The 21,858-nt window shown below is 62.2% G+C and carries 20 protein-coding genes; 7 read left to right on the top strand and 13 right to left on the bottom strand.

The features are described 5' to 3' along the window. Positions 1–1,137 precede the first annotated feature (1,137 nt). The gene (locus ACP148_RS04810) at positions 1,138–3,324 is read right to left on the bottom strand and encodes an FdhF/YdeP family oxidoreductase (RefSeq protein WP_421951458.1); all 2,187 of its coding nucleotides are present in this window, start codon (positions 3,322–3,324) and stop codon (positions 1,138–1,140) included. A 163-nt stretch (positions 3,325–3,487) separates the two neighbouring features. On the opposite strand from ACP148_RS04810, the gene ACP148_RS04805 reads away from it, so the two are divergent. The 3 genes from ACP148_RS04805 to ACP148_RS04795 all read left to right on the top strand — a co-directional run bounded on the left by ACP148_RS04805 (position 3,488) and on the right by ACP148_RS04795 (position 4,951). Next, positions 3,488–3,985 (top strand): DMT family transporter, encoded by a 498-nt coding sequence (locus ACP148_RS04805; protein ID WP_421951457.1) that lies wholly within the window; start codon positions 3,488–3,490, stop codon positions 3,983–3,985. Between the two features lie 4 nt (positions 3,986–3,989). Beyond that, positions 3,990–4,412 carry a DMT family transporter gene (locus ACP148_RS04800; protein ID WP_421951456.1) on the top strand — a complete coding sequence of 141 codons (423 nt, stop codon included), beginning with the start codon at positions 3,990–3,992 and terminating at the stop codon, positions 4,410–4,412. Positions 4,413–4,606: 194 nt separating this feature from the next. Next, positions 4,607–4,951, top strand: coding sequence for a hypothetical protein (locus ACP148_RS04795; RefSeq protein WP_421951455.1), 345 nt, complete (start codon positions 4,607–4,609; stop codon positions 4,949–4,951). On the opposite strand, the gene ACP148_RS04790 is transcribed toward ACP148_RS04795, so the two are convergent. Then, complete coding sequence (locus ACP148_RS04790) at positions 4,901–5,569, bottom strand: glutathione S-transferase family protein (RefSeq protein WP_421951454.1); 669 nt, start codon at positions 5,567–5,569, stop codon at positions 4,901–4,903. The two genes, ACP148_RS04795 and ACP148_RS04790, sit on opposite strands and share 51 nt — an antisense overlap. 223 nt (positions 5,570–5,792) lie before the next feature. Between ACP148_RS04790 and ACP148_RS04785 the strand changes: the two genes are divergently transcribed. Genes ACP148_RS04785 through ACP148_RS04775 form a run of 3 tightly spaced genes read left to right on the top strand, consistent with a single transcriptional unit; the run spans position 5,793 to position 7,452 of the window. After that, on the top strand, positions 5,793–6,221 hold the full coding sequence (locus ACP148_RS04785) for a hypothetical protein (protein WP_421951453.1): 429 nt from the start codon (positions 5,793–5,795) through the stop codon (positions 6,219–6,221). A 5-nt stretch (positions 6,222–6,226) separates the two neighbouring features. Continuing rightward, positions 6,227–6,454 (top strand): helix-turn-helix transcriptional regulator, encoded by a 228-nt coding sequence (locus ACP148_RS04780; protein WP_421951452.1) that lies wholly within the window; start codon positions 6,227–6,229, stop codon positions 6,452–6,454. Then, entirely contained in the window at positions 6,451–7,452 is a 1,002-nt protein-coding gene (locus ACP148_RS04775) for an NAD(P)-dependent alcohol dehydrogenase (protein ID WP_421951451.1), read from the top strand. The genes ACP148_RS04780 and ACP148_RS04775 overlap by 4 nt, the downstream gene beginning before the upstream one ends. A gap of 65 nt (positions 7,453–7,517) precedes the next feature. On the opposite strand, the gene ACP148_RS04770 is transcribed toward ACP148_RS04775, so the two are convergent. The 4 genes from ACP148_RS04770 to ACP148_RS04755 all read right to left on the bottom strand — a co-directional run bounded on the left by ACP148_RS04770 (position 7,518) and on the right by ACP148_RS04755 (position 10,828). Then, complete coding sequence (locus ACP148_RS04770; protein WP_421951515.1) at positions 7,518–8,261, bottom strand: ABC transporter permease; 744 nt, start codon at positions 8,259–8,261, stop codon at positions 7,518–7,520. A 71-nt stretch (positions 8,262–8,332) separates the two neighbouring features. Beyond that, positions 8,333–9,124, bottom strand: coding sequence for an ABC transporter ATP-binding protein (locus ACP148_RS04765; RefSeq protein WP_421951450.1), 792 nt, complete (start codon positions 9,122–9,124; stop codon positions 8,333–8,335). 50 nt (positions 9,125–9,174) lie between these two features. Beyond that, complete coding sequence (locus tag ACP148_RS04760) at positions 9,175–10,206, bottom strand: ABC transporter substrate-binding protein (RefSeq protein WP_421951449.1); 1,032 nt, start codon at positions 10,204–10,206, stop codon at positions 9,175–9,177. A gap of 154 nt (positions 10,207–10,360) precedes the next feature. Next, the gene (locus ACP148_RS04755; RefSeq protein ID WP_421951448.1) at positions 10,361–10,828 is read right to left on the bottom strand and encodes an Lrp/AsnC family transcriptional regulator; all 468 of its coding nucleotides are present in this window, start codon (positions 10,826–10,828) and stop codon (positions 10,361–10,363) included. Between the two features lie 119 nt (positions 10,829–10,947). Between ACP148_RS04755 and ald the strand changes: the two genes are divergently transcribed. Continuing rightward, positions 10,948–12,066, top strand: coding sequence for an alanine dehydrogenase (gene ald, locus ACP148_RS04750; protein WP_421951447.1), 1,119 nt, complete (start codon positions 10,948–10,950; stop codon positions 12,064–12,066). A gap of 96 nt (positions 12,067–12,162) precedes the next feature. Here the strand turns inward: ald and ACP148_RS04745 are convergent, their stop codons facing one another. The 7 genes from ACP148_RS04745 to glgB all read right to left on the bottom strand — a co-directional run bounded on the left by ACP148_RS04745 (position 12,163) and on the right by glgB (position 21,767). After that, positions 12,163–12,780 carry a hypothetical protein gene (locus ACP148_RS04745; RefSeq protein ID WP_421951446.1) on the bottom strand — a complete coding sequence of 206 codons (618 nt, stop codon included), beginning with the start codon at positions 12,778–12,780 and terminating at the stop codon, positions 12,163–12,165. 100 nt (positions 12,781–12,880) lie between these two features. After that, positions 12,881–13,072, bottom strand: a complete 192-nt coding sequence (locus ACP148_RS04740; protein ID WP_425033175.1) for a hypothetical protein — start codon at positions 13,070–13,072, stop codon at positions 12,881–12,883. A gap of 48 nt (positions 13,073–13,120) precedes the next feature. Then, complete coding sequence (gene glgX / locus ACP148_RS04735) at positions 13,121–15,139, bottom strand: glycogen debranching protein GlgX (protein ID WP_421951444.1); 2,019 nt, start codon at positions 15,137–15,139, stop codon at positions 13,121–13,123. Between the two features lie 14 nt (positions 15,140–15,153). Next, positions 15,154–16,785, bottom strand: a complete 1,632-nt coding sequence (locus tag ACP148_RS04730; RefSeq protein ID WP_421951443.1) for an alpha-D-glucose phosphate-specific phosphoglucomutase — start codon at positions 16,783–16,785, stop codon at positions 15,154–15,156. Then, positions 16,782–18,224: a glycogen synthase GlgA gene (glgA, locus tag ACP148_RS04725; protein ID WP_421951514.1), complete on the bottom strand. Its 1,443-nt coding sequence runs from the start codon at positions 18,222–18,224 to the stop codon at positions 16,782–16,784. The genes ACP148_RS04730 and glgA overlap by 4 nt, the downstream gene beginning before the upstream one ends. Then, positions 18,224–19,495 carry a glucose-1-phosphate adenylyltransferase gene (glgC, locus tag ACP148_RS04720; protein ID WP_425033172.1) on the bottom strand — a complete coding sequence of 424 codons (1,272 nt, stop codon included), beginning with the start codon at positions 19,493–19,495 and terminating at the stop codon, positions 18,224–18,226. Before glgC ends, glgA begins: the two co-directional genes overlap by 1 nt. 70 nt (positions 19,496–19,565) lie before the next feature. Further along, positions 19,566–21,767: a 1,4-alpha-glucan branching protein GlgB gene (gene glgB / locus ACP148_RS04715; RefSeq protein ID WP_421951441.1), complete on the bottom strand. Its 2,202-nt coding sequence runs from the start codon at positions 21,765–21,767 to the stop codon at positions 19,566–19,568. Positions 21,768–21,858 lie beyond the last annotated feature (91 nt).

Genomic DNA, 21,858 nt, shown 5'->3' with positions numbered 1-21,858 from the left:
ACGGCATGGGGCAATGAACGCTCCGCATGTATTTTTAGTATATGAAGCGATCATCGCCCCACGCATCCGGGGTTTTTGGCTTATGGCGGCGTCTCGGGCTGGGGTTTGTCGTCCGGGATATTGGCATTTTTAGTGGGTCGGTTGGCGAACCGGGAAACCGGTCCCCACTTTCCCTGCCAACCTCCCGTCGGTGCCCCTCTCCCTTTCAGGAGTGCGACGTGGAACGCCTGGTTCCTCGTCCGGCCATCCGTCCGCTTTGGGCCTTCCCTGCAGCGACCCGCATGGAACCCGGATCGGTCTCGCCGGAAGCTCGTATGCATCCTCGTCCCTGGCGACACCGTGAGGGGAGAATGGCACGAGTGTCTGGGGGCGGGGATAAGATTTTTCGCAGCGCTTCCACCTTCACCCGCGTCATCCTCGGGCTTGACCCGGGGATCTGCTGCGTCGAGGCAGCCGGTGAAGGGGTTGGGGACCGATGACGCGTCAAGGATCACCACTTCTGCCGCGCTTGCGGACGCCCTGCGGATCCCCGGGTCAAGCCCGAGGATGACGATGGGGGTGAGGGAGCGGTGGTGAGGAATCCGAGAGCGCAGCTCAACACCCATCGCTATCCCGGACCCGATCCGGGACCCAGCAGCCTTGCCGACATTCGGGTGCGTGAGGAGAGGCACATGAACCCCGGCTGGAGTCTATCCCGGCGAAAGCCGGGACCGGGAAGCGAGGGGGGGGGGGGGCGTGCAGCGCTTCCACCTTCACCCGCGTCATCCTCGGGCTTGACCCGGGGGATCTGCTGCGTCGGGGCAGCCGGTGAAGGGGTTGGGGACCGATGACGCGTCAAGGATCACCACTTCTGCTGCGCTTGCGGACGCCCTGCGGATCCCCGGGTCAAGCCCGAGGATGACGAAGGGAGTGGGGTGAGTGGTGGCGATGGAGCTGCGGGGGGCGGGCCCGAGGATGGCGATGGGAGTGGGGTGGACGATGGTGATGAAGCCGCGAGGAGAGACAGCGCCGGCATCGCGATTGGGGCGCAGGCGGCAAGGATCAGCGACAAAGCAAGATCGGCGGCCGCGATGCGTTTGTGATCGGCGAGATGGGAAAACAGCCGGAGCCCGGAACGCCGGCCCCGACGGCCGGCATTTATCGCTCGATCCAAACCGGAACCGACTTGAAGGCCGGCGTTTTGGAGCGTGGATCGATTTCCGTCCCAACCAGCACATTGGCCTCCGGGTAATAGGCCAGCGCCGAGCCGCGCGGGATGTCAAAGCTCAACGCCTTGATCCCATTCATCTTTCCCTGCTCGGACGAGAGATCGACGAGGTCGCCTTCGGCGATGCCCATCTCCTCCATGTCCTTGCCGTTGAGCAGCACCGACCAGCGCGGCGCCTTGTTGCGATAGCTGTCGGTCTCTTCGTAAACTATTGTGTTGAACTGGCCTTCCGACCGGATCGTCGCCAGCGTCAGCGCCTTGCGCCCCTCGGGCGCCTTAGGCGCTTGCGGCAATTCGATCACCTGGAAATGTCCCTTACCATCGTCTGTCGAAAAGCGCGGCTCATGCAGGACGCGATTGGCGATGTGGAACTCACGCTTTGCCACATCGATCTCGGCCAAGTCCTTGAGGCCGGGTACGATTTCGGAAATGGCGCGTCTTACTTCAGCGTGCTTTTTGAAAGCCTGAAAATCTATGGGGCTGTCGGGAAGCAGCCGGGTGGCAAGGTCGGTGAGGATCACGCTTTCGGGCCGAACATTGGCCAGCCGGTCGATGCCGCCGTCCGATAAACGTATGAAATTGAACATCGATTCCTGAGTGGTCGGCTCCCATTCCTCGTCGCGCGCTGTTACCGGCAGAATCAGGCTCTCGGTATCGTCGTGCCCATGGACGTGCCCGAGATTGAGCGTCGTGGTCAAAAAGAGCTTGAATCCTATGGAGTTAAGGGCCTTTTCCGCCCACGCGGTATCGGGGGATGCGCCATAAAGATTGCCGCCCATGATGACCGCCGCGTCCATCTCGCCGCGATGGGCGGCATGAAGGCACGCCATGGTGTCCAAGCCCTTGGAACGACTGAGAGAAATCGAAAACTGCCGCTCCATTTCTGCCATGATGTCCTCGGCCAGCAGCGGCTTGACGCCGATGGTGCCGATTCCCTGCACGTTGGAGTGCCCGCGCAGCGGCAACAGCCCCGCATTGGGCCGCCCGATCATGCCGCGCAGCAGGGCCAGATTGGCAATTGACTCAACGTTTTCAACGCCATGGACGTGATGGGTCATACCCATGCCCCAGGCGAAAACCACGTTTTTCGCCCGCCCATACCGATGCGCTACGCGCTCGATTTCGGCCCGCGACAGACCCGTCAATGTTTCAATTGTTTCCCACGAAATTGCATGGACTTGTGCTTTATAGGCCGCAATGTTTGCAGAATGTTTTTCAATAAAATCGGCGTCCTCCATCCCTGCCTCGAGCACCGCCTTGGCGATGCCGAGCATGAGCGCGATATCGGACCCGATACGCGGCTGGAGATAGTCCGAGGCGATCTCGTCGCCGCCCCTGAGCATCGAGGCGGGCGATTTGGGAACGGCGAATTTGACCAGCCCCGGCTCGCGCGCCGGATTGATGATGATCACCTCCCCGCCCCGGTCGCGGCAGTGCTTGAGCATGTGGATGAAGCGCGGGTGATTCGAGGAGGGATTGGCCCCGATCACGAAGATCATGTCGGCGCCTTTAAGGTCGGCCAGTTCGACCGTGGCCGTCCCCTTGCCGATGGTTGTCGCCAGCCCCTCGCTGGTCGCCTGATGGCAGAAATAGGAACAATTGTTGACGTTGTTGGTGCCAAAGGCGCGGGCCAGAAGCTGGAAGATGAACCCCGCCTCGTTCGATGAGCGCCCCGAGGAATAAAAGAAGGTCCGGTCGGGCGTCGTGGCCAGCAACCGCTTGGCGGCGTGATCGAGCGCCCAGTCCCAATCGACCACCTTGTAGCGGTCCGAACGCGCCGCCTTGTAGATCGGGTCCCCCAAACGCCCCAGATGCTCCATCTCCTTGCCCGTCAACTCCTTGAGGTCGGCAAGTTCGTGGGAGAAAAGGATGTGGGGAATGGCCGGCTGGATATCTGTCGATTGCGCCTGCACCGATTTGTTGCAGACCGAGGGAAACTCGCCCAGCTCGTTGGTCATCCCGCCCATCTGCCCGCCCATGCCATAGGCACAGGCCTTGCAGGCGTTTTTCGCCGTCAGCGCCTTGGCCGCCTTGCCCACCCCCATGCGGGCCACGGTCTGAAGCGTATAGAGAACCTTCTTCGGTCCTCCCCCAACGGTCTGGTGCGAATGCGGCATAGCGAATGATCTCCTCGCCCACAGTATGGGCACGACGGGCGGGACTGGCAACAGATCGCCGCAGCAACAGTGTTTCTCGCAATCGATGACCAGTGCGACAGCGGACTTTGGTGAGGGGCCGAATGCGCTTATAGCCAGTGTACCGCCCACCGGACGATTCGCCATGTCATCCAGTTCGTCACCAACCTCGTCGTCGGCCCTCCGCCCCGCCCCGCTCCACCTGCTTCTGGCCTTCGCCAGCGGCGGGCTTTTAACCCTGATGGTCGATTTCAACGGGCTGGTCGGGCTTTATGGCGGCGCCATGTATTCCTCCTGGGTGGCCCATGGCACCGGGACCGTGGCCGCATTGATCTTTCTGGCGCTGCTGCGCCTTGCGCCCCGATCGGCCGGCGCGACCGAGAAACCGCGGGCGCCGCTCTGGGCGTATCTGGGCGGGGTCTCGGGGGCGCTGACGGTGACGCTGACCTCGACGACGGTCAACACCCCGCTCGCCCTTTCGGGCACCCTGGCGCTGGGACTTGCCGGGCAAGTGCTGTTTTCGCTGGCGGCGGACCGCTGGGGCCTGTTCGGTCTGCCAAAACGCATCCCGAGGCTCAAGGATTTCCTGGCGCTCGGGCTGATCTTTGCCGGGTCGATGATCATCATTTTCGGACAGGGGTAGGACGATGACCACGGCCATCCTTTTCGCCCTGCTTGCGGGCATCCTCGTCTCCCTTTCCCGCCAGCTCAATGGCAGGCTGGCGCTGTCGACCACCGCGCTCGTCGCTTCCTACTGGAACCATGTCGTGGGCTTTGCCGTGCTGACGGTTCTGGGCCTGATCCTGGGCGGATTATGGCCCGAAGGCGCCTTGAGCGCCCCATGGTACGCCTATCTGGGCGGCACCATCGGCGTGATTTTCGTTGCTTCGGGAAGCTGGCTGATCGCCCGCATCGGGGCGATCAACACAGCAATGCTGGTCATCGGCGGCCAGATGATTTCCGGCGTGCTGCTCGATCTGGCGCGCGGCAACACCGAAAACCTCGCCGCCAGCGCCATCGGCGTCGCCATGATTATCGCCGGCATGGCGCTGACGCAAAAGCGCGATTAGGGGCGGCCTGGAAAAGGGCGCAGAACGGGCCTCCCCCCGGTCATCCCGGGCGAAGACCCGGGATCCAGTAATCGGCAGCTCTGGCGGTTCTCTCGCAGGCACGGAGTGTACTGGGCCCCGGCTCGAGGCCGGGGTGACGGTGGATTTTTTTGAAGTTTCCCGGTCCTCATAAATGCCGCTTCGACCACCAATATGTGACATCACCGCTCTGGCGCGGCGGCAAGGATGGGCGTATATCGACCCCGTTCAACCGGAAACCGCCTGCCATGCTCCAGACCCTGCTTGTCCCCGTCGCCGGCCTGATGATCCTTGTCGCGGCCATCAAGGGCCTGATGCCCAGGGCGAAATGGCGCGAGCGGCTCTATTCGGTGTTCGCGGGGGGCTGGTCGGGCTTTGGCGTGGCGATCTATCACCCGGTCTGGCTGGGCCGGTTTGCCCCCATGGGCTGGGTCCACAATCCCAACATCGTCATGATCTTCGGCTTCGGCCTATTGGCGCTTGGCGTCTTTGGCGCCTCGATCATGATTGGCGACCGCTAATTGAGCGGCGAACGCCCGCTTATAAGCGGGCCGCGCTTCGCCGCGCGCCACATAGGCCGATAAGGTTGGATATTCCTCAAGTAGCCCCGCCCCCTCCAGCCGGCGCAGCACCAGCACCATGATCAGGTCGGCAGCGCTGAAGGCGCCGTCGAGCCATTCGGAAGCGCCGAGCCGGTTGGCCAGTTGGCCCAGCCGCACGCGCACGCGATCCTCGAGAATGGACAACAACTCGCCATACCACGGTCTGTCCCCTACCAGATAGCGGGACTGCTCGCGCTCGACGATCGGTGGCTCAACGGTGTTGAGCGCCGAGAACATCCAGGTGATCGCTCGCGCCCGTGCATTTTCATCCTCGGGCAACAGGCCTTTATGGTGCTGCGCGATGTGAAAGACGATCGCGCCCGTCTCAAACAGCGCAAGATCGCCCTCCTCATAGGTCGGGATCTGCCCGAAGGGATGCAGCGCGAGATGGCGGGGCTCTTTCATCTGCTTGAACGAAACCAGGCGAACCTCATAAGCCAACCCCACCTCTTCAAGCGCCCAGCGCACCCGCATATCCCGCGCCAGCCCCCTGCCGCCGTCGGGCGAGCTCTCAAACGCCGTAATCGTGATTGTCATGGCCGTTCTCCGTATCTGCCCTAAGGACGGCCCCACAGGCGGGCTGCCGACAACCATGCGCGAAATTTTCCGCCCCGTCAGCCGACTCCCATCGCGAATTGACGAATGGCGTCCGGTAAACATGACCTGAAATCTGCTTTTTTATACTTTGTGTCAAAAAAACTTGACTCAATGAAAACTCGGCTCTATCCGTCCTCCCACACATCAAAGCGCGAGAAATGCGATGAGCTACAAACAATGGAATGCAGTGATCATGGTGGTAAGTGCCCTTGTCATCTCGACATGGGTGGGCCTGGGCCTTGCGAGTGATGGCCCGCCGGCCGATGCATCCGCCGGCGCCTGGCAGGTGCTCTGGGCCATTCTTTACGTGATCGTTTTCAACGTCGTGGCCTCTGTCGTGGTCACCGTTGTGGTCAGCATCGTCCAGCGCGAAGAACTGCGCGATGAAGCCGGAGACGAGCGCGATCTGGCGGTGAGCGCCCGCTCCATGCGCAATGGTTATGCCGTTCTCTCGGTGGCGACAGCCGGTGTCATTGCCGCGCTGGCCTTTGGTCTCGATGCCGTATTGGTGCCCCACGCGCTCTTTGGCATCTCCATGCTGGCCGGCGGCGTTTTCGCGGCATCCCAGCTTGTTTACTACCGGATCGGATAGATCGGATGGGCAAGGGAAAACCAAAGATTTCCAACACCATCCGCACCCTGCGTTTCCACGCCGGGGAGATGACCCAGGCCGCGCTGGCCGAAAAGGTCGGCGTCACCCGCCAAACCGTGGTGGCCATCGAACAGGGGCGGTATTCGCCCTCTCTTGAAGTGGCCTTCCGCATAGCGCGCACCTTTGGCGTGCCGCTTGAAGAAGCGTTCCAGTATGACGAGGAAAGTCAATGACACACCCCGTACCCGCCACCACCATGAAGGCCGCATGGATCGAGCGCTACGGCCCGCCTGACGTCATCACCGTGCGCGAAACTGCAATGCCCGTGATGGGTCCCGGGGATGTGCTGATCCGCACGCGCGCCTCCACGGTCACGCTACCCGATTGCGCCTTTCGGGCCGCCAACCCCTTTATCGTGCGGTTCTTCGCAGGGTTGCTGCGTCCCAAGGCGCCTATTCCCGGTGGTGCCGTCGCCGGAGAAATCGCCGCGGTGGGCGAAGATGTCACCCGCTTTGCGCCCGGAGACCGCGTCTTCGGCACCACCGATCCACGCCCTTCGGCCATGGCCCAATACGTCGCCATGCCCGAAGACGCTCCCCTGGCGCTGATGCCCGACACCCTCGATTTCGGCGAGGCGGCGGGCCTTACCTACAGCTTTCTGACCGCCATGCCGTTTCTGCGCGACGAGGCAAAGCTCGAGCCGGGCCAGTCGATCCTGATCAATGGCGCGGCGGCCAGCATCGGCACCGTGGCCGTGCAACTGGCTCGCCATATGGGCGCAAAAATCACCGCCGTGTGCAGTGCGCGCAACGCCGAACTCGTCTCGGGCCTTGGCGCCGATACCATAATCGACCGCCACACATCCGATTTCACAGATGCCAACGCCGCCTATGATGTGATTTTCGATGTCGTGGGCAAGAGCAGCTTTTCGGCCTGCAGGCGGGCGCTGAAACCGGGCGGCATTTATCTCACCACCACCCCCTCCTTTGCCATCCTGGGGGCCATGATACGCGGCAAGGACGCACAGGGACGACGCGGCAAGCTGGCGACCACCGGCCTGCGCGCCCTGCCCGAGAAGGCCAAAGACATGCTGGTCCTCAGAGACCTTGTCGCGCAGGGCAAACTCCACGGCGTCATCGACCGCGTCATGCCGCTCGACGCCATCGCCGAGGCGCATCGCTACGTCGAGCAGGAAACCAAGGCGGGGGACGTCATTATCGAGATACCCTGAGCGGAGCGCTTCCAGGATAAGTGGGCACCACTTATCCGGTTCGGAAGCGCGACCAACCGTGGATCCTACCCCGCCATCGTCGTCGACCGATGCGCCCATCCGGTGGTGCGTTTTTCGATCCAGGCCATCAGCGCATACATGGCGATCCCCTCGACGGCCAGCATCACAAGGCCCGCAAAAACCAGCGGCACGTTGAACTGGCTCTGGGCGGCGCTCATCATGTAGCCGAGCCCGGAATTGGCGGCCACGGTTTCCGAGATCACCGACCCGACAAAGGCCAGCGTGATCGCCACTTTGAGCGAGCCGAAGAAATAGGGCATCGAGCGCGGAATGCCGACCTTGAGCATGATGTCCATTTTTCTGGCCCCCAGAGCGCGCAGAACGTCCTCGGTTTCCGGCTCGATGGTGGCGAGGCCGGTGGCAACGTTCACCACGATTGGGAAAAAGGCGATGAGAAACGCCGTCAGCACCGCAGGCACCGTGCCGATGCCGAACCAGATGACGAGGATGGGCACCAGCGCCACCTTGGGGATGGCGTTAAACCCCACCATGATCGGATAGAGCCCCGCATAAATGGTCCGCGACCAGCCGATCAACAGCCCCAGCGCCAGCCCGCCGACCACGGCGAGAATGAACCCCAGCGTCGTCGTATAGAGCGTCTGGATCGAATGGCGCTGGATGGCCGGCCAATATTGGATGATCGCCTCGAAAATGCGTGAGGGCGCCGGGAACACCGTATGGGGCAGCCCCGAAAGACGCACGCCGATCTCCCAGATGACAAACAGCGCTACCGTATAGATCCACGGCATCCAGGGCAGCCAGTTGATCGGCTTTTTGGCGATGGGCTTGCTGACGGTTACCGTGGGTGCGGGCGTATCGGTCATGCCACGGCCCTCGCTTCGGCGATTTCGGCCCGCAGCGCGTGGACCATGTCATTAAAACCCGGCTCGTACATGACGTCGAGTTCGCGCGGGCGCGGGAAGGGAACCTGGTGCACGTTGACGATGCGGCCCGGCCGGGCACTCATCACGTGGATGGTGTCGGCCAGAAACGCGGCCTCGCGCAGGTCGTGGGTGACCAGAACGATGGTGACGCCCTGGGCGGCGTGCAGGTCGCGGATCACCTGCCAGAGTTCCTCGCGGGTGAAGGCGTCGAGCGCCCCGAACGGTTCGTCGAGCATCAAGAGCTCGGGCTCGTGGATCAGCGCGCGGCACAGATTTGCCCGCTGCTGCATGCCGCCCGAAAGCTGCCAGGGAAACTTCGAGCCGAAGCCCTTAAGGCCCACCGTTTCCAGCAATGCCTCGGCCTTTTCGACATATTCCGCCTTGTGCCGGCGCAGGCGATGGCGGTGCTTTTCGACGATTTCGAGGGGCAAAAGGATGTTGTCCAGCGTCGTGCGCCAGGGCAGCATTGTGGGGTTCTGGAACGCCATGCCAACGATCGATACCGGCTTTGTGACATAGTTGCCCGCCACCGTCACCACCCCGGTCTGAGGGATGTGCAGGCCGGTGACCAGCTTCATCAGCGTGGATTTCCCGCACCCCGATGGCCCGACCACCGCGGCGAACTCGCCCTTGGCGACGCTCATGTCGAGCCCCGACACCGCCAGCGTGCCGTCGGGCCCGCCATAGCGCATGTCGACATTTTCGATTTCAACGAGCGGTTTGCTCATGGTCTGCCCCTTTGATGGCCGGGCCCGTATCGAGCCCGGCCAAAGCGTGATTACTCGAACATGCGCGCTTCTGCCGGCGGCAGGAAGCTGTCGTCGAACACGTCGGCCGCCGAGATATCCGACGATATGCCGATCGAGGTGCCAAGCTGGGCGATAGCGCGGTCCAGACGGTCGTAATCGATGCCGCCGAAGCCGTTCTCCTGAACGTAAGGAGTATTGATGTTCATTTCGTTGGCCATGGTCAGCCGTTCGGTCTCGATGTCGATATCGAGAATGTCGTTGGCAGCGACCACCGCTGCTGCGCCCACAGCCGGATCGGCCACCGCATCGGCAAAGCCCCTGGTCAGGGCGCGCAGCATGGCTTCGACCACTTCTGGATTTTCGGCGGCGAAATCGGTGTTGACCATGATGGAATTGCCGTAAAGCTCGAGCCCGTGATCGGCCATTATGATCGGCACGATGTCCTCGTCGGCCACGCCCTGCGCTTTCAGGTTCAGTATCACCGAAAAGGCGAACCCGAATACCGCGTCCACGTCGCCCTGCGCCAGCATGGGCTCGCGGACCGGAAAGCCGATCGATTCGATGGTGATATCGGACGTGTCGATCCCCGAAGCCTCCACGAAGGCCGGCCATTGCGCAAAGGCACCATCGGGCGGCGGAGCGCCCAGCGTCTTGCCCTCGAGCGATGCCGGGTCTTCGGTGATGCCCAGCGAGGAGCGCCCGACCACCGAGAAGGTGGGGGTTTCATAGACCATCATGATGGCCTTGATCGGCTGGCTGGCGTCTTCGTCGAGGAACTTGATGAGCGAGTTGATATCGCCAAAGCCCATGTCATAGGCCCCGGTTGCCACGCGCGGAATGACTTCGACCGAGCCATTGCCGACGTCGAACGTCACATCGAGCCCTTCTTCCTCGAAATACCCGTTGTCGCGGGCCAGCATGAAGCCGGCGGCGGGACCTTCGATGCGCCAGTCGAGCGTAAAGCGGACCGGCGTCAACTCCTGGCTCAGGACCGGCGCGGCAAGGCTTGCGCCCAGAACCAGCGACCCGGCGGCCAGCGTGAACACTCTGCGGTTAAGCATGATGGATTTACCCCTTGGTTTTGCCAAGGATGATAGAAGCGCGGCGATTTTTGACTGTAAAGTAAAAAATGCCGACTTTGCAGCCATCGTGAGCACATGCCTATTCAATGGGCGTCCTGCTCACGGCTGTGGCTCAATTCGTGGGCAGTGCGGATCAGAGCGGCAGCCCGCCCGGCGCCTTGATTTCGCGAATACTCAAGTTCGAATGAATTCGCGCCACCCCGGGCAGCCGTGCCACGAGATCACGATGCAGGCGCTCGAACGCGGCCGCATCCTCGCAAATGACGCGCAGGATGTAGTCGGACTGGCCGGCCATCAAATGGCATTCGAGAATTTCGGGAATGTCGCGCACGGCCTTCTCGAAGGCCTCGAAGGTCCTTTCGGACTGGCTGGTCAAGGAAAGCTCGATGAAGAACTGCATCGAAAGCCCAAGCTTTGACCGATTCAGGACGGCGCGATATCCGGCGACAAACCCGCGCTCTTCAAGCGCCTTGAGCCGTCTATGGCAGGCCGAGGCCGACAGCCCGACCCGGTCTCCCAATTCCACCATCGATTGCGCGGAATCCATCTGAATGAACCGCAAGATTTTGCGGTCGATTTCATCGATGGGCAGTTTCATCATGCATTCTGCCCCTTTGGCGCAATTCCATCCCGCACATTTAAATAATTGTGGCGCAATCTGCAACGCTACTGTGCCCAACCGGCGTTACACTGTCACCTTCACAAGGAGAGGAGATCGACATGCGTATCGGCGTGCCGAGAGAAATCAAGAATCATGAATATCGGGTCGGCCTGACCCCTGAAAGCGCCGCCGAACTGAGCGCTGCAGGCCATGAAATCCTGATCGAGACCGGTGCCGGCGCCGGGATCGGTGCCACCGACGCGGCATACGAAGCCGCCGGTGCCCAAATCGCCCCCAATGCGGGCAGCGTCTTTTCCAAAAGCGAAATGATCGTCAAGGTCAAGGAACCCCAGGCCGCCGAGCGCGCCATGCTTTCCGATGGCCAGATCCTTTTCACCTATCTTCATCTCGCCCCCGACCCCGCCCAGACCGCCGACCTCGTCAAATCGGGCGCTGTCTGCATCGCCTATGAAACGGTGACCGACCCGACCGGGGGCTTGCCCCTGCTTAAACCCATGAGCCAGGTGGCCGGGCGCATGTCCATCCAGGCCGGCGCGACGGCGCTGGAAAAATCCCATGGCGGACGCGGCGTGCTGCTGGGCGGCGTGCCCGGTGTCCATCCGGCCAAGGTGGCCGTGCTGGGCGGCGGAGTCGTCGGCTTTCATGCAGCGCAGATGGCCGTCGGCATGCAGGCCGACGTCACCATCCTCGACAAGAGCCCAGCGGCGCTCGAACGCCTCTCGAACCATTTCGGCGCCGCGGCCCGCGTGCTCTATTCCAACCGCGCGGCGGTCGCGACCGCCATCGCCGAGGCCGATCTGGTCGTGGGGGCTGTGCTGGTGCCCGGCGCCGCGGCGCCCAAACTGGTGACACGGGAAATGCTCTCCTCCATGCAGCCGGGCGCGGTGCTGGTCGATGTGGCCATCGATCAGGGCGGCTGTTTCGAGACCTCCCGGCCCACAACCCACGCAGATCCCACTTACGTCGTCGGCGATATCGTCCACTATTGCGTCGCCAACATGCCCGGCGGTGTGGCCCGCACGTCGACTTACGCGCTCAACAACGTCACCCTGCCCTTCGCACTGGCCCTCGCCAACAAGGGCTGGAAGCGGGCTCTGGCCGATGACGCACATCTGCGCAATGGGCTGAACGTGGCGCATGGAGCGGTAACCTGCGCACCGGTCGCCGAAGTTCTGGGGTATGAATATCGGCCCGCCGAGCGGGCATTGGCAGGTTAGAGCTGACGAGCAAAAGCGGAAACGGGTTTTGAGACGCTCTAAGCAAAAAGGGCGCAGCGCCGAAACGCTGCGCCCGGATGGACCAAACGGCAGATATCAGTCCTGCTGATAGGTGTAGATGGTCAAGGAACCATCATTGTGGTTCTCAAGCCCAACCACATCGGACACATCGATATTGTTGTTCGACAGGGCGTCCGACAGAGCCGAGTTTCCGCTGATCTCGTTCTGAATATCGGAGATGTTGGTGTCGTTGCCCGACAGGGCATCGTTCAGCGCCGTGGCGTCGAAATCGTTGAACGCCTCGCCGACATCTACGAACGACACTTCACTCACATCGGCGAGGTCGGAAACATCGCCATTGCCGGCCGCGATCGAACCCAGCAAATCCGAGAACGTCCCGATGCTGCCAACCGAGGTGTCGCCGCCGGTGACATCGCCACCGGACACGTCATCGACAGCATCGACATCGCCGCCGTCAACCGAGCCGGTCACATCATCGACCGTGTCGGACACGCCCAAATCGTTGGTCACGTTGCTCGTGACGTCGTCCACGGCATCGACTGCACCATCGACAGTGGAATCGACAGTATCGGTCACCCCATCCAGGATCGAGGTGTTGGTGTCTTCCGAATCGGAGTTCTGCGCGACGGCAGCCGACGTCAGAAGGGCGGCACCGGCAACACTGGCGAGAAGGGTCTTGGCAAGAGTATTCATTGTTCAGTCTCCTTTTCTGAAAGGGCGCCACCACTGGGCTGGCGCTCCATGACCGTCTGTAGCGATCGGGAGAAGGAACGAGGGCCGTTCGATTAAAGTTTCAGTTTTTTATTTTATTTTTCAATGACTTATAAGATTTCAACGCCAATTGAGCGATCACCGGCCGGGCAATCGCGTCTTTGCGGTTGATGACAAGCTCAGTTGAAAAGATCGGCAAGCGCGTCGTTGACGCCGGGGTGGATCGCGGAACTCGTCGTCCACCCACAATCCGGCGCCGGGCGTAACGTTCCATCACGATCGCCGCCGATGATCGCGCCGGACGAGACATTCGATCTTGCCGTCAGGACTTTCCGTTGGTGTGCGCCAGAATGACGACGCTGCGCGGCGGCAGGGTCAGGCTGGCATTCTTGACGACGATCTCCACGTCGATTGCCGAAACCAGAGCGACCTCGAAATTAAGTCCCTGCTCGGGCGGCAAGGCGACCTCGACGGCCTCGCGCAACCGGTTGAACCAGACCAGCAGGACCTCGCCAGCTTCATGCAGAAACATTCCCAGGACACCGGAATCCGGCCGGTTCCAGTCCTCTTTGGTCATTTCGGCACCATCGGGGCGGACCCACATGACATCCTTGAACCCGTCGGATTTCTCTCCGGTCAGGAATTTGTCGCTTCGGAATGCCGGATGATTCCGGCGCATGTCGGAGAGGCTGGCTACGAAATTGACGAGGTCGCCATCTGCGTTTTCCCAATCGAGCCAGGTGATCTCGTTGTCCTGCGCATAGGCGTTGTTGTTGCCGCCCTGGGTGCGGCCGAACTCGTCTCCCGCCGTTAGCATGAGTGAACCGTGGGAGACAAAGAGCGTGGCCAGCAGGGCCCTTATGTCATTGCGGCGCGCCGTCGTGATCGCGGTGTCATCGGTCTCGCCTTCCGCGCCGTTGTTCCATGAATAATTGGCGTCATGGCCGTCGCGATTGCCCTCGCCATTGGCATCGTTGTGCTTGTTTTCATAGGCAACCAGATCGGCCAGCGTGAAGCCGTCATGGGCGGCAAGGAAATTAACGCTCGCCGAGGGCTTGCGCCCGTCATGGTTGAACTGGTCGGCCGAACCGGCAATTTTCCCGGCCAGCGCCCCGATCATGTGGTCCTCGCCGCGCCAGAACCTGCGCACCGTGTCGCGATACTGGTCGTTCCATTCGATGAACGGTTCGCCGAACTGGCCCACATGATAGCCGCCTGGTCCGGGGTCCCATGGCTCGGCGATCAACAGGCAGTCCTTGAGGATATCGTCGGTCCTGATGCGCTCGAGCAGTTCCGCGTCGCGCGAGAAGCCGTCAAGCGAGCGGCCCAGCACCGTCGCCAGATCGAACCGGAACCCGGCGATCCCGAACTCGGTCACCCAGTATCTGAGACTGTCGATCACCAGATCCTGCACAGCGGGATGGTCGCAACGCAGCGTATTGCCGGTTCCCGCGTCGTTGACCAGTTCCATCGCGCCGTCGACTTCAACATGGCGATAATAGGTGAGCGCATCGAGCCCCTTCATCGAAATGACCGGACCCTGCGAGTCGCCCTCGCCGGTATGGTTGTAAACCACATCGAGCACCACCCTGATGCCCGCGTCGCGATAGGTTTCCACCATATGCCGCAGCGATTGCGGCCCGCGCGGAATGATCCGCGGATCGGTGGCGAAATAGGTGATGGGATTGTAGCCCCACACATTGGTCAGTCCCAGGGATGGCAGATGACCGTCATCGATCCAGCCGGCAATCGGCATCAATTCGACAACATCGACACCCAGATGTTTGAGGTGCTCGACAACGTAACCCGTCGTCATCCCCGCCAGCGTCCCCCGCAGCGGTCCCTGCACCGAAGGGTGGCGCATGGTGAAGGGGCGGACATTGAGTTCGTAGATCAGGTGCGGGCGGCTGGTATCAGGTTCCCAGAGCTGCTCGCGCACCGGCCCCTGCACGAGCGCCTTGGGCACCAGCGGAGCGGTATCGACCGATTCATCGCGGGTCAGGCGCAGTTTCGGGCTGCGCACGAACGTCCTGTCGATGCGCCGCGCGTAGGGATCGACCAGCAGCTTGTTGGGATCGAAATAATAGCCCTGCGCCGGATCGTACCGCCCATCGGCCCGCAGCCCGTAGCTGGCATTCTCGCCGATCCCCTCGACATGTCCCGACCAGCGATTGGCTTCGCCGCGGGTGAGCTCGATCCGGTCGGTCTCCTCGTCCTGACTGTCGAACAGGCACACCCAGATCTTTTCGGCGGTCTCGGAATAGACCCCGAACGCCACACCGGTATCGGTCACCGTCGCGCCGAGCGGGGCGGGTGAGGCGGGCTTGTTGTCTCGTGACATTTAAGGACTTTCGGTCAGGTAATCACACTGGGTACATCGCGGCCGGTCCGGGTCTTGATCTCGGCGACAGCATCGGCCAGCGAGATCAGGTCGGCAAGCGCGTCCTGAGTATCCCTGTCATGCATGCCGTCGCTGGGTTCGAACCGCTCGATATAGACCCGTAAAGTCGCACCGACCGTTCCGGTTCCCGACAGACGGAACACGATGCGCGAGCCATCCTCGAACCCGATGCGGATGCCCTGCCCCATGGCTGTCGAGCCATCCACCGGGTCGTTATAGGAAAAATCATCGGCAAGGATCACTTTGCGACCGTCCAGCCCGTTGGCCAGAAGGGCGGGCAGCTTGGTGCGCAGATCGGTCATCAGCGCGCGGGCATCTTCGGCGTCGACCTCTTCGTAATCGTGCCGCGAATAATAATTGCGCCCATAGGTCGCCCAATGCTCGCGCACGATCTCGTCTACGCCCTGCTTGCGCGCCGCGAGAATATTGAGCCAGAGCAAGACGGCCCACAGCCCGTCCTTTTCGCGCACATGGTCAGACCCGGTGCCCGCGCTTTCTTCGCCGCAGATCGTCACCTGCCCTGAATCGAGCAGATTGCCGAAAAATTTCCAGCCCGTGGGCGTTTCGTAAAGGGCGATCCCCAGCCGCTGGGCGACCCGATCCGCCGCCGCGCTTGTCGGCATCGATCGCGCAATCCCGGCCAGCCCTCTGGCATATCCCGGCGCGAGGTGGGCGTTGGCGGCCAGTAGCGCCAGCGAATCCGAAGGGGTAACGAACCGGTTTTTCCCGATAATCAGATTGCGGTCGCCATCGCCATCCGAGGCGGCGCCGAAATCGGGCGCGTCCGGCCCCATCATCAGATCGTAAAGCTCTTTGGCATGAACGAGGTTGGGATCGGGATGCCCCCCGCCGAAATCGGGCAGCGGGGTGCCGTTGACCACAGTGCCCTCCGAAGCGCCCAACCGGCCCTCGATGATCGCCTTGGCATAGGGCCCGGTTACCGCGTGCATCGCGTCGAACCGCATTGTGAACCCGGCGGCAAACATCGCCGCGATGGCGTCGAAATCGAACAGGGTCTCCATCAGCGCCGCATAATCGGCCACCGGGTCGATCACCTCGACGCTCATGCCCGCAACATCGTGGACCCCGATCTGGTCCAGATCGACATCGGGCGTATCGACGCTTTTGTACTGGGTGATTTCCATGGACCGCGCATAGACCGCATCGGTGATTTTTTCAGCCGCCGGGCCACCGTTCGCGGCGTTGTACTTGACCCCGAAATCGCCGTCCGGGCCACCCGGATTGTGGCTGGCCGACAGGACGAGCCCGCCAAACGCTTTGTAGTGGCGGATGATGTGGGAAGCGGCCGGGGTCGACAAAATCCCCCCCTGCCCGACCATTACCCTGCCGAATCCATTGGCCGCCGCCATGCGGATGGCAATCTGGATGACAGTGTCGTTGAAATAACGCCCATCGCCCCCGATCACCAGCGTCTGGCCTTCCCGGCCCGGCAGGCTGTCAAACAGCGACTGGATGAAATTTTCCACGTAATTGGGCTGCTGGAAGTGCGTGACCCGCTTGCGCAGCCCCGAGGTTCCCGGCTTCTGGTCGGAAAATGGCGTTGTGGCGACGGTCCGGATGCTCACTGGGCTTCCCCCAATATCTTTTGAAAGAGACCGGCATATTTGCCGGCGCTGTTGGTCCAGGAAACGTCGGTCTTCATGCCCTTGCGCTGCATGCGCGACCAGATGTCGGGACGTTGATGGAGCGAGACGGTGCGCGCAATGGCCTCGCCCAGCGCCGGCCCGTCGACCGGTGAGAACTGCACGCCCGTTGCAACCCCGGCCTCCACCGCGGCCTCATTGGCATCGATCACGGTATCGGCCAGCCCGCCTACCCGGCTGACCAGCGGCACCGCGCCATAGCGCAGGCCGTAAAGCTGGGTCAGCCCGCACGGCTCGAACCGCGACGGCACCATGAGCACGTCGGCACCGCCCTGCATGAGATGAGACAAGGATTCGTCATAGCCGCGCACGAACCCGACCCGTCCGGGATGGCGCACCGCCGCGTCGCTCATCGCCGTTTCGAGCTGGACGTCACCCGAACCCAGCACCGCCAGAGCCCCCCCCAGGGAAACCAGCCAGTCGACATTTTCGGCAACGATGTCGATGCCCTTTTGCCAGGTCAGCCGCGACACCAGCCCGAACAGCGGCCCTTCGCCCGGCTCGATCCCGAAGCGCTCGGCCAGCGCCGCGCGATTGATCGCCCGCGCCCGTGTATTGGCCGCCGCGTAGTGGGCCGGCAGTTCCGGGTCGGTCTGCGGATTCCAGGCCGCAGCATCGATGCCGTTGAGAATACCGTAGAGATCATGCCCGCGCTCGTTGAGCAGCCCTTCGAGGCCCATCCCATAGTCCGGGGTGCGGATCTCGCGCGCATAGGTTGGGCTGACGGTGGTGATGGCGTGAGCGCAGCGCAGCCCGCCCTTCAAAAACCCCACCCCGCCGTAATATTCGACCCCCGACATATGGAAAGCCTGAGCGGGCAGGCGCAGATGGGGAAAGATATCGGCCCCGAACTGCCCCTGAAAGGCGATGTTGTGGATGGTGAGGATCACCTTGGTCCGCGTATCGCCACCGAACGCCACATAGGCCGCCGCCATGGCGGCCTGCCAGTCATGGGCATGGATGATGGAAGGCCGGTAGCCCTCGACCAGCCCCTTGGCCAGTTCCGCCGCCGCCCAGGAGAGCGCCGCATAGCGTTGCCAGTTGTCGGTCCAGTCGGTTCCGGTCTGATCGACATAGATCCCCCCCGGTCGGTCGAACAGGTGTTTTGCATCGAGCACGATCAGATCGAGCCCGGCCACTCGTGCCGCGATCAGCTCGGCTGGCCCGCCGAACAGATCGTCAAAGGCCGCGACCGTGCGCCCGCGCTTGATGGCGGCCATGACCTGCGGATAGCCGGGCACCAGGGTGCGCGTGGCGATATCGTGATCGGCCAGCGCCGCCGGCAGCGCCCCGGCCACGTCGGCCAGCCCCCCGGTCTTGACCAGCGGGTAGATTTCGGAAGTGACCGAAAGGACGTCCATCATTTCGAGGCAACGTAGCGATTGATCATGGGCTGGGTGATGAGGGTGACGCCGCTGTCGGTGCGCCGGAACCATTTCGCGTCGAACTCGGGGTCTTCGCCCACCACCAGCCCCTCTGGGATTTCCACCCGCGCATCGACAACGACCTTGCTGAGCCGCACACCGCGCCCGATGGTGCATTGGGGCAAGACCACCGCCTCGTTGAGCTCGGAATAGGAATTGACCCGAGCGCCCGTCCCCAGCAGCGTGTTGCGCAACTGGGCGCCCGAAACGATGCAATCGCCCGACACAAGCGACGAGATGGCATGGCCGCGCCGCCCGTCGATATCGTGGACGAACTTGGCCGGCGGGGTGATCTCGGCGTGGGTCCAGACCGGCCATTCGCGGTCGTAGAGATCGAGCTGGGGGGTAATATCGGTCAGATCGATATTGGCTTCCCAATAGGCATCGATCGTGCCCACGTCCTTCCAATAGGAGACCTGCTCGTGTTCCGAGCGCACGCAGGAGCGCGGAAACCGGTGCGCCCAGGCGGTGCCCTTGGCAACGATGTGGGGAATGATATCCTTGCCGAAATCGCGGCTCGACCCTTCGGTCGCGGCGTCGCGGCGCAACTGGTCCATGAGGAATTTGGTCTCGAACACGTAAATGCCCATCGAGGCCAGCGAGATGCCCGGCTTGTCGGGGATCGAGGGCGGATCCTTGGGTTTTTCCATGAACTCGACGATACGATCGCGCCCATCGACATGCATCACACCGAAGGCCGATGCCTCGCGCGAGGGCACTTCGAGACAGCCCACGGTCACGTCCGCCCCGGTGTCCACATGCTGGCGCAGCATGATCTCGTAATCCATCTTGTAAACATGGTCGCCCGCCAGGATGACGATGTATTTGGCGTTATAGTCGTCGATGATATCGATGTTCTGATAGACCGCGTCGGCGGTGCCCGCATACCACATGTCCTCAGCCACCCGCTGGCTGGCCGGCAGAATGTCGAAGCTCTCGTTACGTTCGGTACGCAGGAAGTTCCAGCCGCGCTGCAGATGCCGGATCAAACTGTGCGCCTGATATTGCGTGGCCACCGAAATGCGGCGAATGCCCGAATTGATGGCATTGGAGAGCGCAAAATCGATGATGCGTGACTTGCCCCCGAAATAGACGGCCGGCTTGGCGCGCCGATCGGTCAATTCCATGAGCCGCGTGCCGCGCCCGCCCGCCAGGACATAGGCCAAGGCGTCGCGGGCAAGCGGCGCCGGGTTCTTCTTGTCGACCATGATCCTCTCCTTTGTTGCGCCCCGGCTGGTCCCTCTCCGGTGGCGTTTGCATTCTTTTTGATAGATGCGCCTATCCCGGTTCGTATTGCAGGATGAGGGTCGATAGCGGGGGCAGAACGATCTCCGCGGTTGCCGGATAACCGAATTCATTGCCTTTGGTTGCGTTGACCACGCCCTGATTGCCCGTATTGGACCCCGCATACCAACCCGCATCGGTGTTGATACGCTCGATCCACCGCCCGGCGGCGGGCATGGGCAGGCGATATTTTTCGCGCGGCACCGGTGTCAGATTTGTGATGACCACAACGGGCGCGGCATCGGGTGCCTTGCGCACCCAGGCCAGAACGGAGTTGGCCTGATCGTTGGCGATGATCCATTCGAACCCTTCGGGCTCGCAATCGCGCCCATGCAGGGCGGGCAGTTCGCGATAGACGGTGTTGAGGTCCGAAACCAGCCGCCGCACCCCTTCATGGGATTGGGCGTCCAGCAGCCACCAATCGAGCGCCTGGGCTTCACTCCACTCTTCGCGCTGGGCAAACTCCTGCCCCATGAACAACAGTTTCTTGCCCGGATAACCCCACATAAAGGCGTAATAGGCGCGAAGATTGGCGAACTTCTGCCAGTCGTCGCCCGGCATTTTCGTGAGCAGCGAGCCCTTGCCGTGCACCACCTCGTCATGACTGAGCGGCAGGGTGAAGTTTTCCGAGAACGCGTAGAGCAGCCCGAACGTGAGGTCGTGATGATGAAAGCGGCGATGGATGGGCTCGCGCTGCATATAGCGCAGCGTGTCGTTCATGAACCCCATGTTCCATTTGAACCCGAACCCCAGCCCCTTGGCGTAGGTCGGCGCGGTGACACCGGGCCAACTCGTCGATTCCTCGGCGACCGTGAAGGTGCCGGGATGATTGCCATAGGTTTCGGCGTTTACGCGCTGGAGAAAGGCGATGGCTTCGATATTTTCGTTGCCGCCATGCCGGTTGGGCACCCACTGGCCGGGCTGGCGCGAATAATCGAGGTAGAGCATGGACGCCACCGCATCGACACGCAGCCCGTCGATGTGGAATTTTTCCAGCCAGTAAAGCGCGTTGTTGGTCAGAAAGCTCGACACTTCCTTGCGCCCGAAATTGTAGATCGCCGTATTCCAGTCCGGATGATAGCCCTGGCGCGGATCGGCATGTTCGTAGAGCGCCGTGCCGTCGAACCTGGCCAGCCCGTGCTCATCGGTCGGGAAATGAGCGGGCACCCAGTCCAGGATAATGCCCAGCCCCGCATTGTGGGCCGCATCGACGAACCGGGCGAACCCTGCCGGATCGCCGAACCGTGCGGTGGGGGCATAAAGACCCGTCGGCTGGTAGCCCCAGCTCGGATCGTAGGGATGTTCGGTGATCGGCAGCAATTCGATATGGGTGAACCCCATGTCCGCCGCATAAGGCACCAATTGCTCGGCAAGCTGGTCATAGCTCAAAAACCCGCCATCAGGCCGCTTGCGCCACGAGCCCAGATGCACCTCGTAGACGCTCATCGGCTCGCGCCGATAATCGCGCGACTTGCGTGCTTGCATGTAAGCGTCGTCGGTCCAGGCGAACGGCGCCGGGTCGGCGACCACCGAAGCTGTCTTCGGCCGCAGTTCCGATTGCTGGGCGTAGGGGTCGGCCTTGAGCGGCAGGAGGTTTCCCGCCTTGCCGATGATTTCGTATTTGTATTGTGCGCCGGGCGTAACGCCAGGCAGAAAGATTTCCCATATCCCGATCTCGTTGCGCCGCCGCATGACGTGGCGCCTTCCGTCCCAGTCGTTGAACGAGCCCACCACCGAAACCCGCTGCGCATTCGGCGCCCACACGGCGAAATGGGTGCCCTCAACGCCCTCGAATGTCATGAAATGGGCGCCCATCTTGTCGAACAGACGCAGATGAGACCCTTCGCCGATGTAATAATCATCCATCGGTCCAAGCACCGGGCCGAAGGAATAGGGGTCGATCACATCCCACTCTCCCCCGTCATTGCCGGCGCGGTAGAGAACGGGCTGGAAACGGTCCATGGTCACCCGGCCTTCAAAAAACCCCGCATCGTCCCTTTTTTCCAGCTTTCCCAAGGACTTGCCGTCAAGCGTGCGCGCCTCGATCCATTGGGCGTGCGGCACGAGCGCGCGCAGTGCCCATTGGCCGTCACTCTCGTGCAGGCCCAGAATAGAGAAAGGGTCGTCGTGCTGGCCGCTCACCAAGCGAGCGATCTGTTTGGGATCGGCCTGCCAACGGGACTGCTTTTTTGCCAAATGTTCTACTCCCCCTCTGATGTCAGCGCATCAGTGTCTTGTTGTGAACCCGCCGGGGACCCCTCAAGTTCCGGCGTCCCTCAGTCAAATC

The organism is Pelagibacterium sp., assembly GCF_965249125.1.
Classification (GTDB): domain Bacteria; phylum Pseudomonadota; class Alphaproteobacteria; order Rhizobiales; family Devosiaceae; genus Pelagibacterium.
Note: the sequence above shows the minus strand (reverse complement) of the source record. Positions and strands in the feature narration are given on the sequence as shown.

Coding starts and splice junctions, on each gene's coding strand:
- ACP148_RS04810 (WP_421951458.1), bottom strand. CDS start 3,324: ATGCCGCATTCGCACCAGACCGTTGGGGGAGGACCGAAGAAGGTTCTC.
- ACP148_RS04805 (WP_421951457.1), top strand. CDS start 3,488: ATGTCATCCAGTTCGTCACCAACCTCGTCGTCGGCCCTCCGCCCCGCC.
- ACP148_RS04800 (WP_421951456.1), top strand. CDS start 3,990: ATGACCACGGCCATCCTTTTCGCCCTGCTTGCGGGCATCCTCGTCTCC.
- ACP148_RS04790 (WP_421951454.1), bottom strand. CDS start 5,569: ATGACAATCACGATTACGGCGTTTGAGAGCTCGCCCGACGGCGGCAGG.
- ACP148_RS04785 (WP_421951453.1), top strand. CDS start 5,793: ATGAGCTACAAACAATGGAATGCAGTGATCATGGTGGTAAGTGCCCTT.
- ACP148_RS04780 (WP_421951452.1), top strand. CDS start 6,227: ATGGGCAAGGGAAAACCAAAGATTTCCAACACCATCCGCACCCTGCGT.
- ACP148_RS04775 (WP_421951451.1), top strand. CDS start 6,451: ATGACACACCCCGTACCCGCCACCACCATGAAGGCCGCATGGATCGAG.
- ACP148_RS04770 (WP_421951515.1), bottom strand. CDS start 8,261: ATGCCGTGGATCTATACGGTAGCGCTGTTTGTCATCTGGGAGATCGGC.
- ACP148_RS04765 (WP_421951450.1), bottom strand. CDS start 9,124: ATGAGCAAACCGCTCGTTGAAATCGAAAATGTCGACATGCGCTATGGC.
- ACP148_RS04760 (WP_421951449.1), bottom strand. CDS start 10,206: ATGCTTAACCGCAGAGTGTTCACGCTGGCCGCCGGGTCGCTGGTTCTG.
- ACP148_RS04755 (WP_421951448.1), bottom strand. CDS start 10,828: ATGATGAAACTGCCCATCGATGAAATCGACCGCAAAATCTTGCGGTTC.
- ald (WP_421951447.1), top strand. CDS start 10,948: ATGCGTATCGGCGTGCCGAGAGAAATCAAGAATCATGAATATCGGGTC.
- ACP148_RS04745 (WP_421951446.1), bottom strand. CDS start 12,780: ATGAATACTCTTGCCAAGACCCTTCTCGCCAGTGTTGCCGGTGCCGCC.
- ACP148_RS04740 (WP_425033175.1), bottom strand. CDS start 13,072: ATGGAACGTTACGCCCGGCGCCGGATTGTGGGTGGACGACGAGTTCCG.
- glgX (WP_421951444.1), bottom strand. CDS start 15,139: ATGTCACGAGACAACAAGCCCGCCTCACCCGCCCCGCTCGGCGCGACG.
- glgA (WP_421951514.1), bottom strand. CDS start 18,224: ATGGACGTCCTTTCGGTCACTTCCGAAATCTACCCGCTGGTCAAGACC.
- glgC (WP_425033172.1), bottom strand. CDS start 19,495: ATGGTCGACAAGAAGAACCCGGCGCCGCTTGCCCGCGACGCCTTGGCC.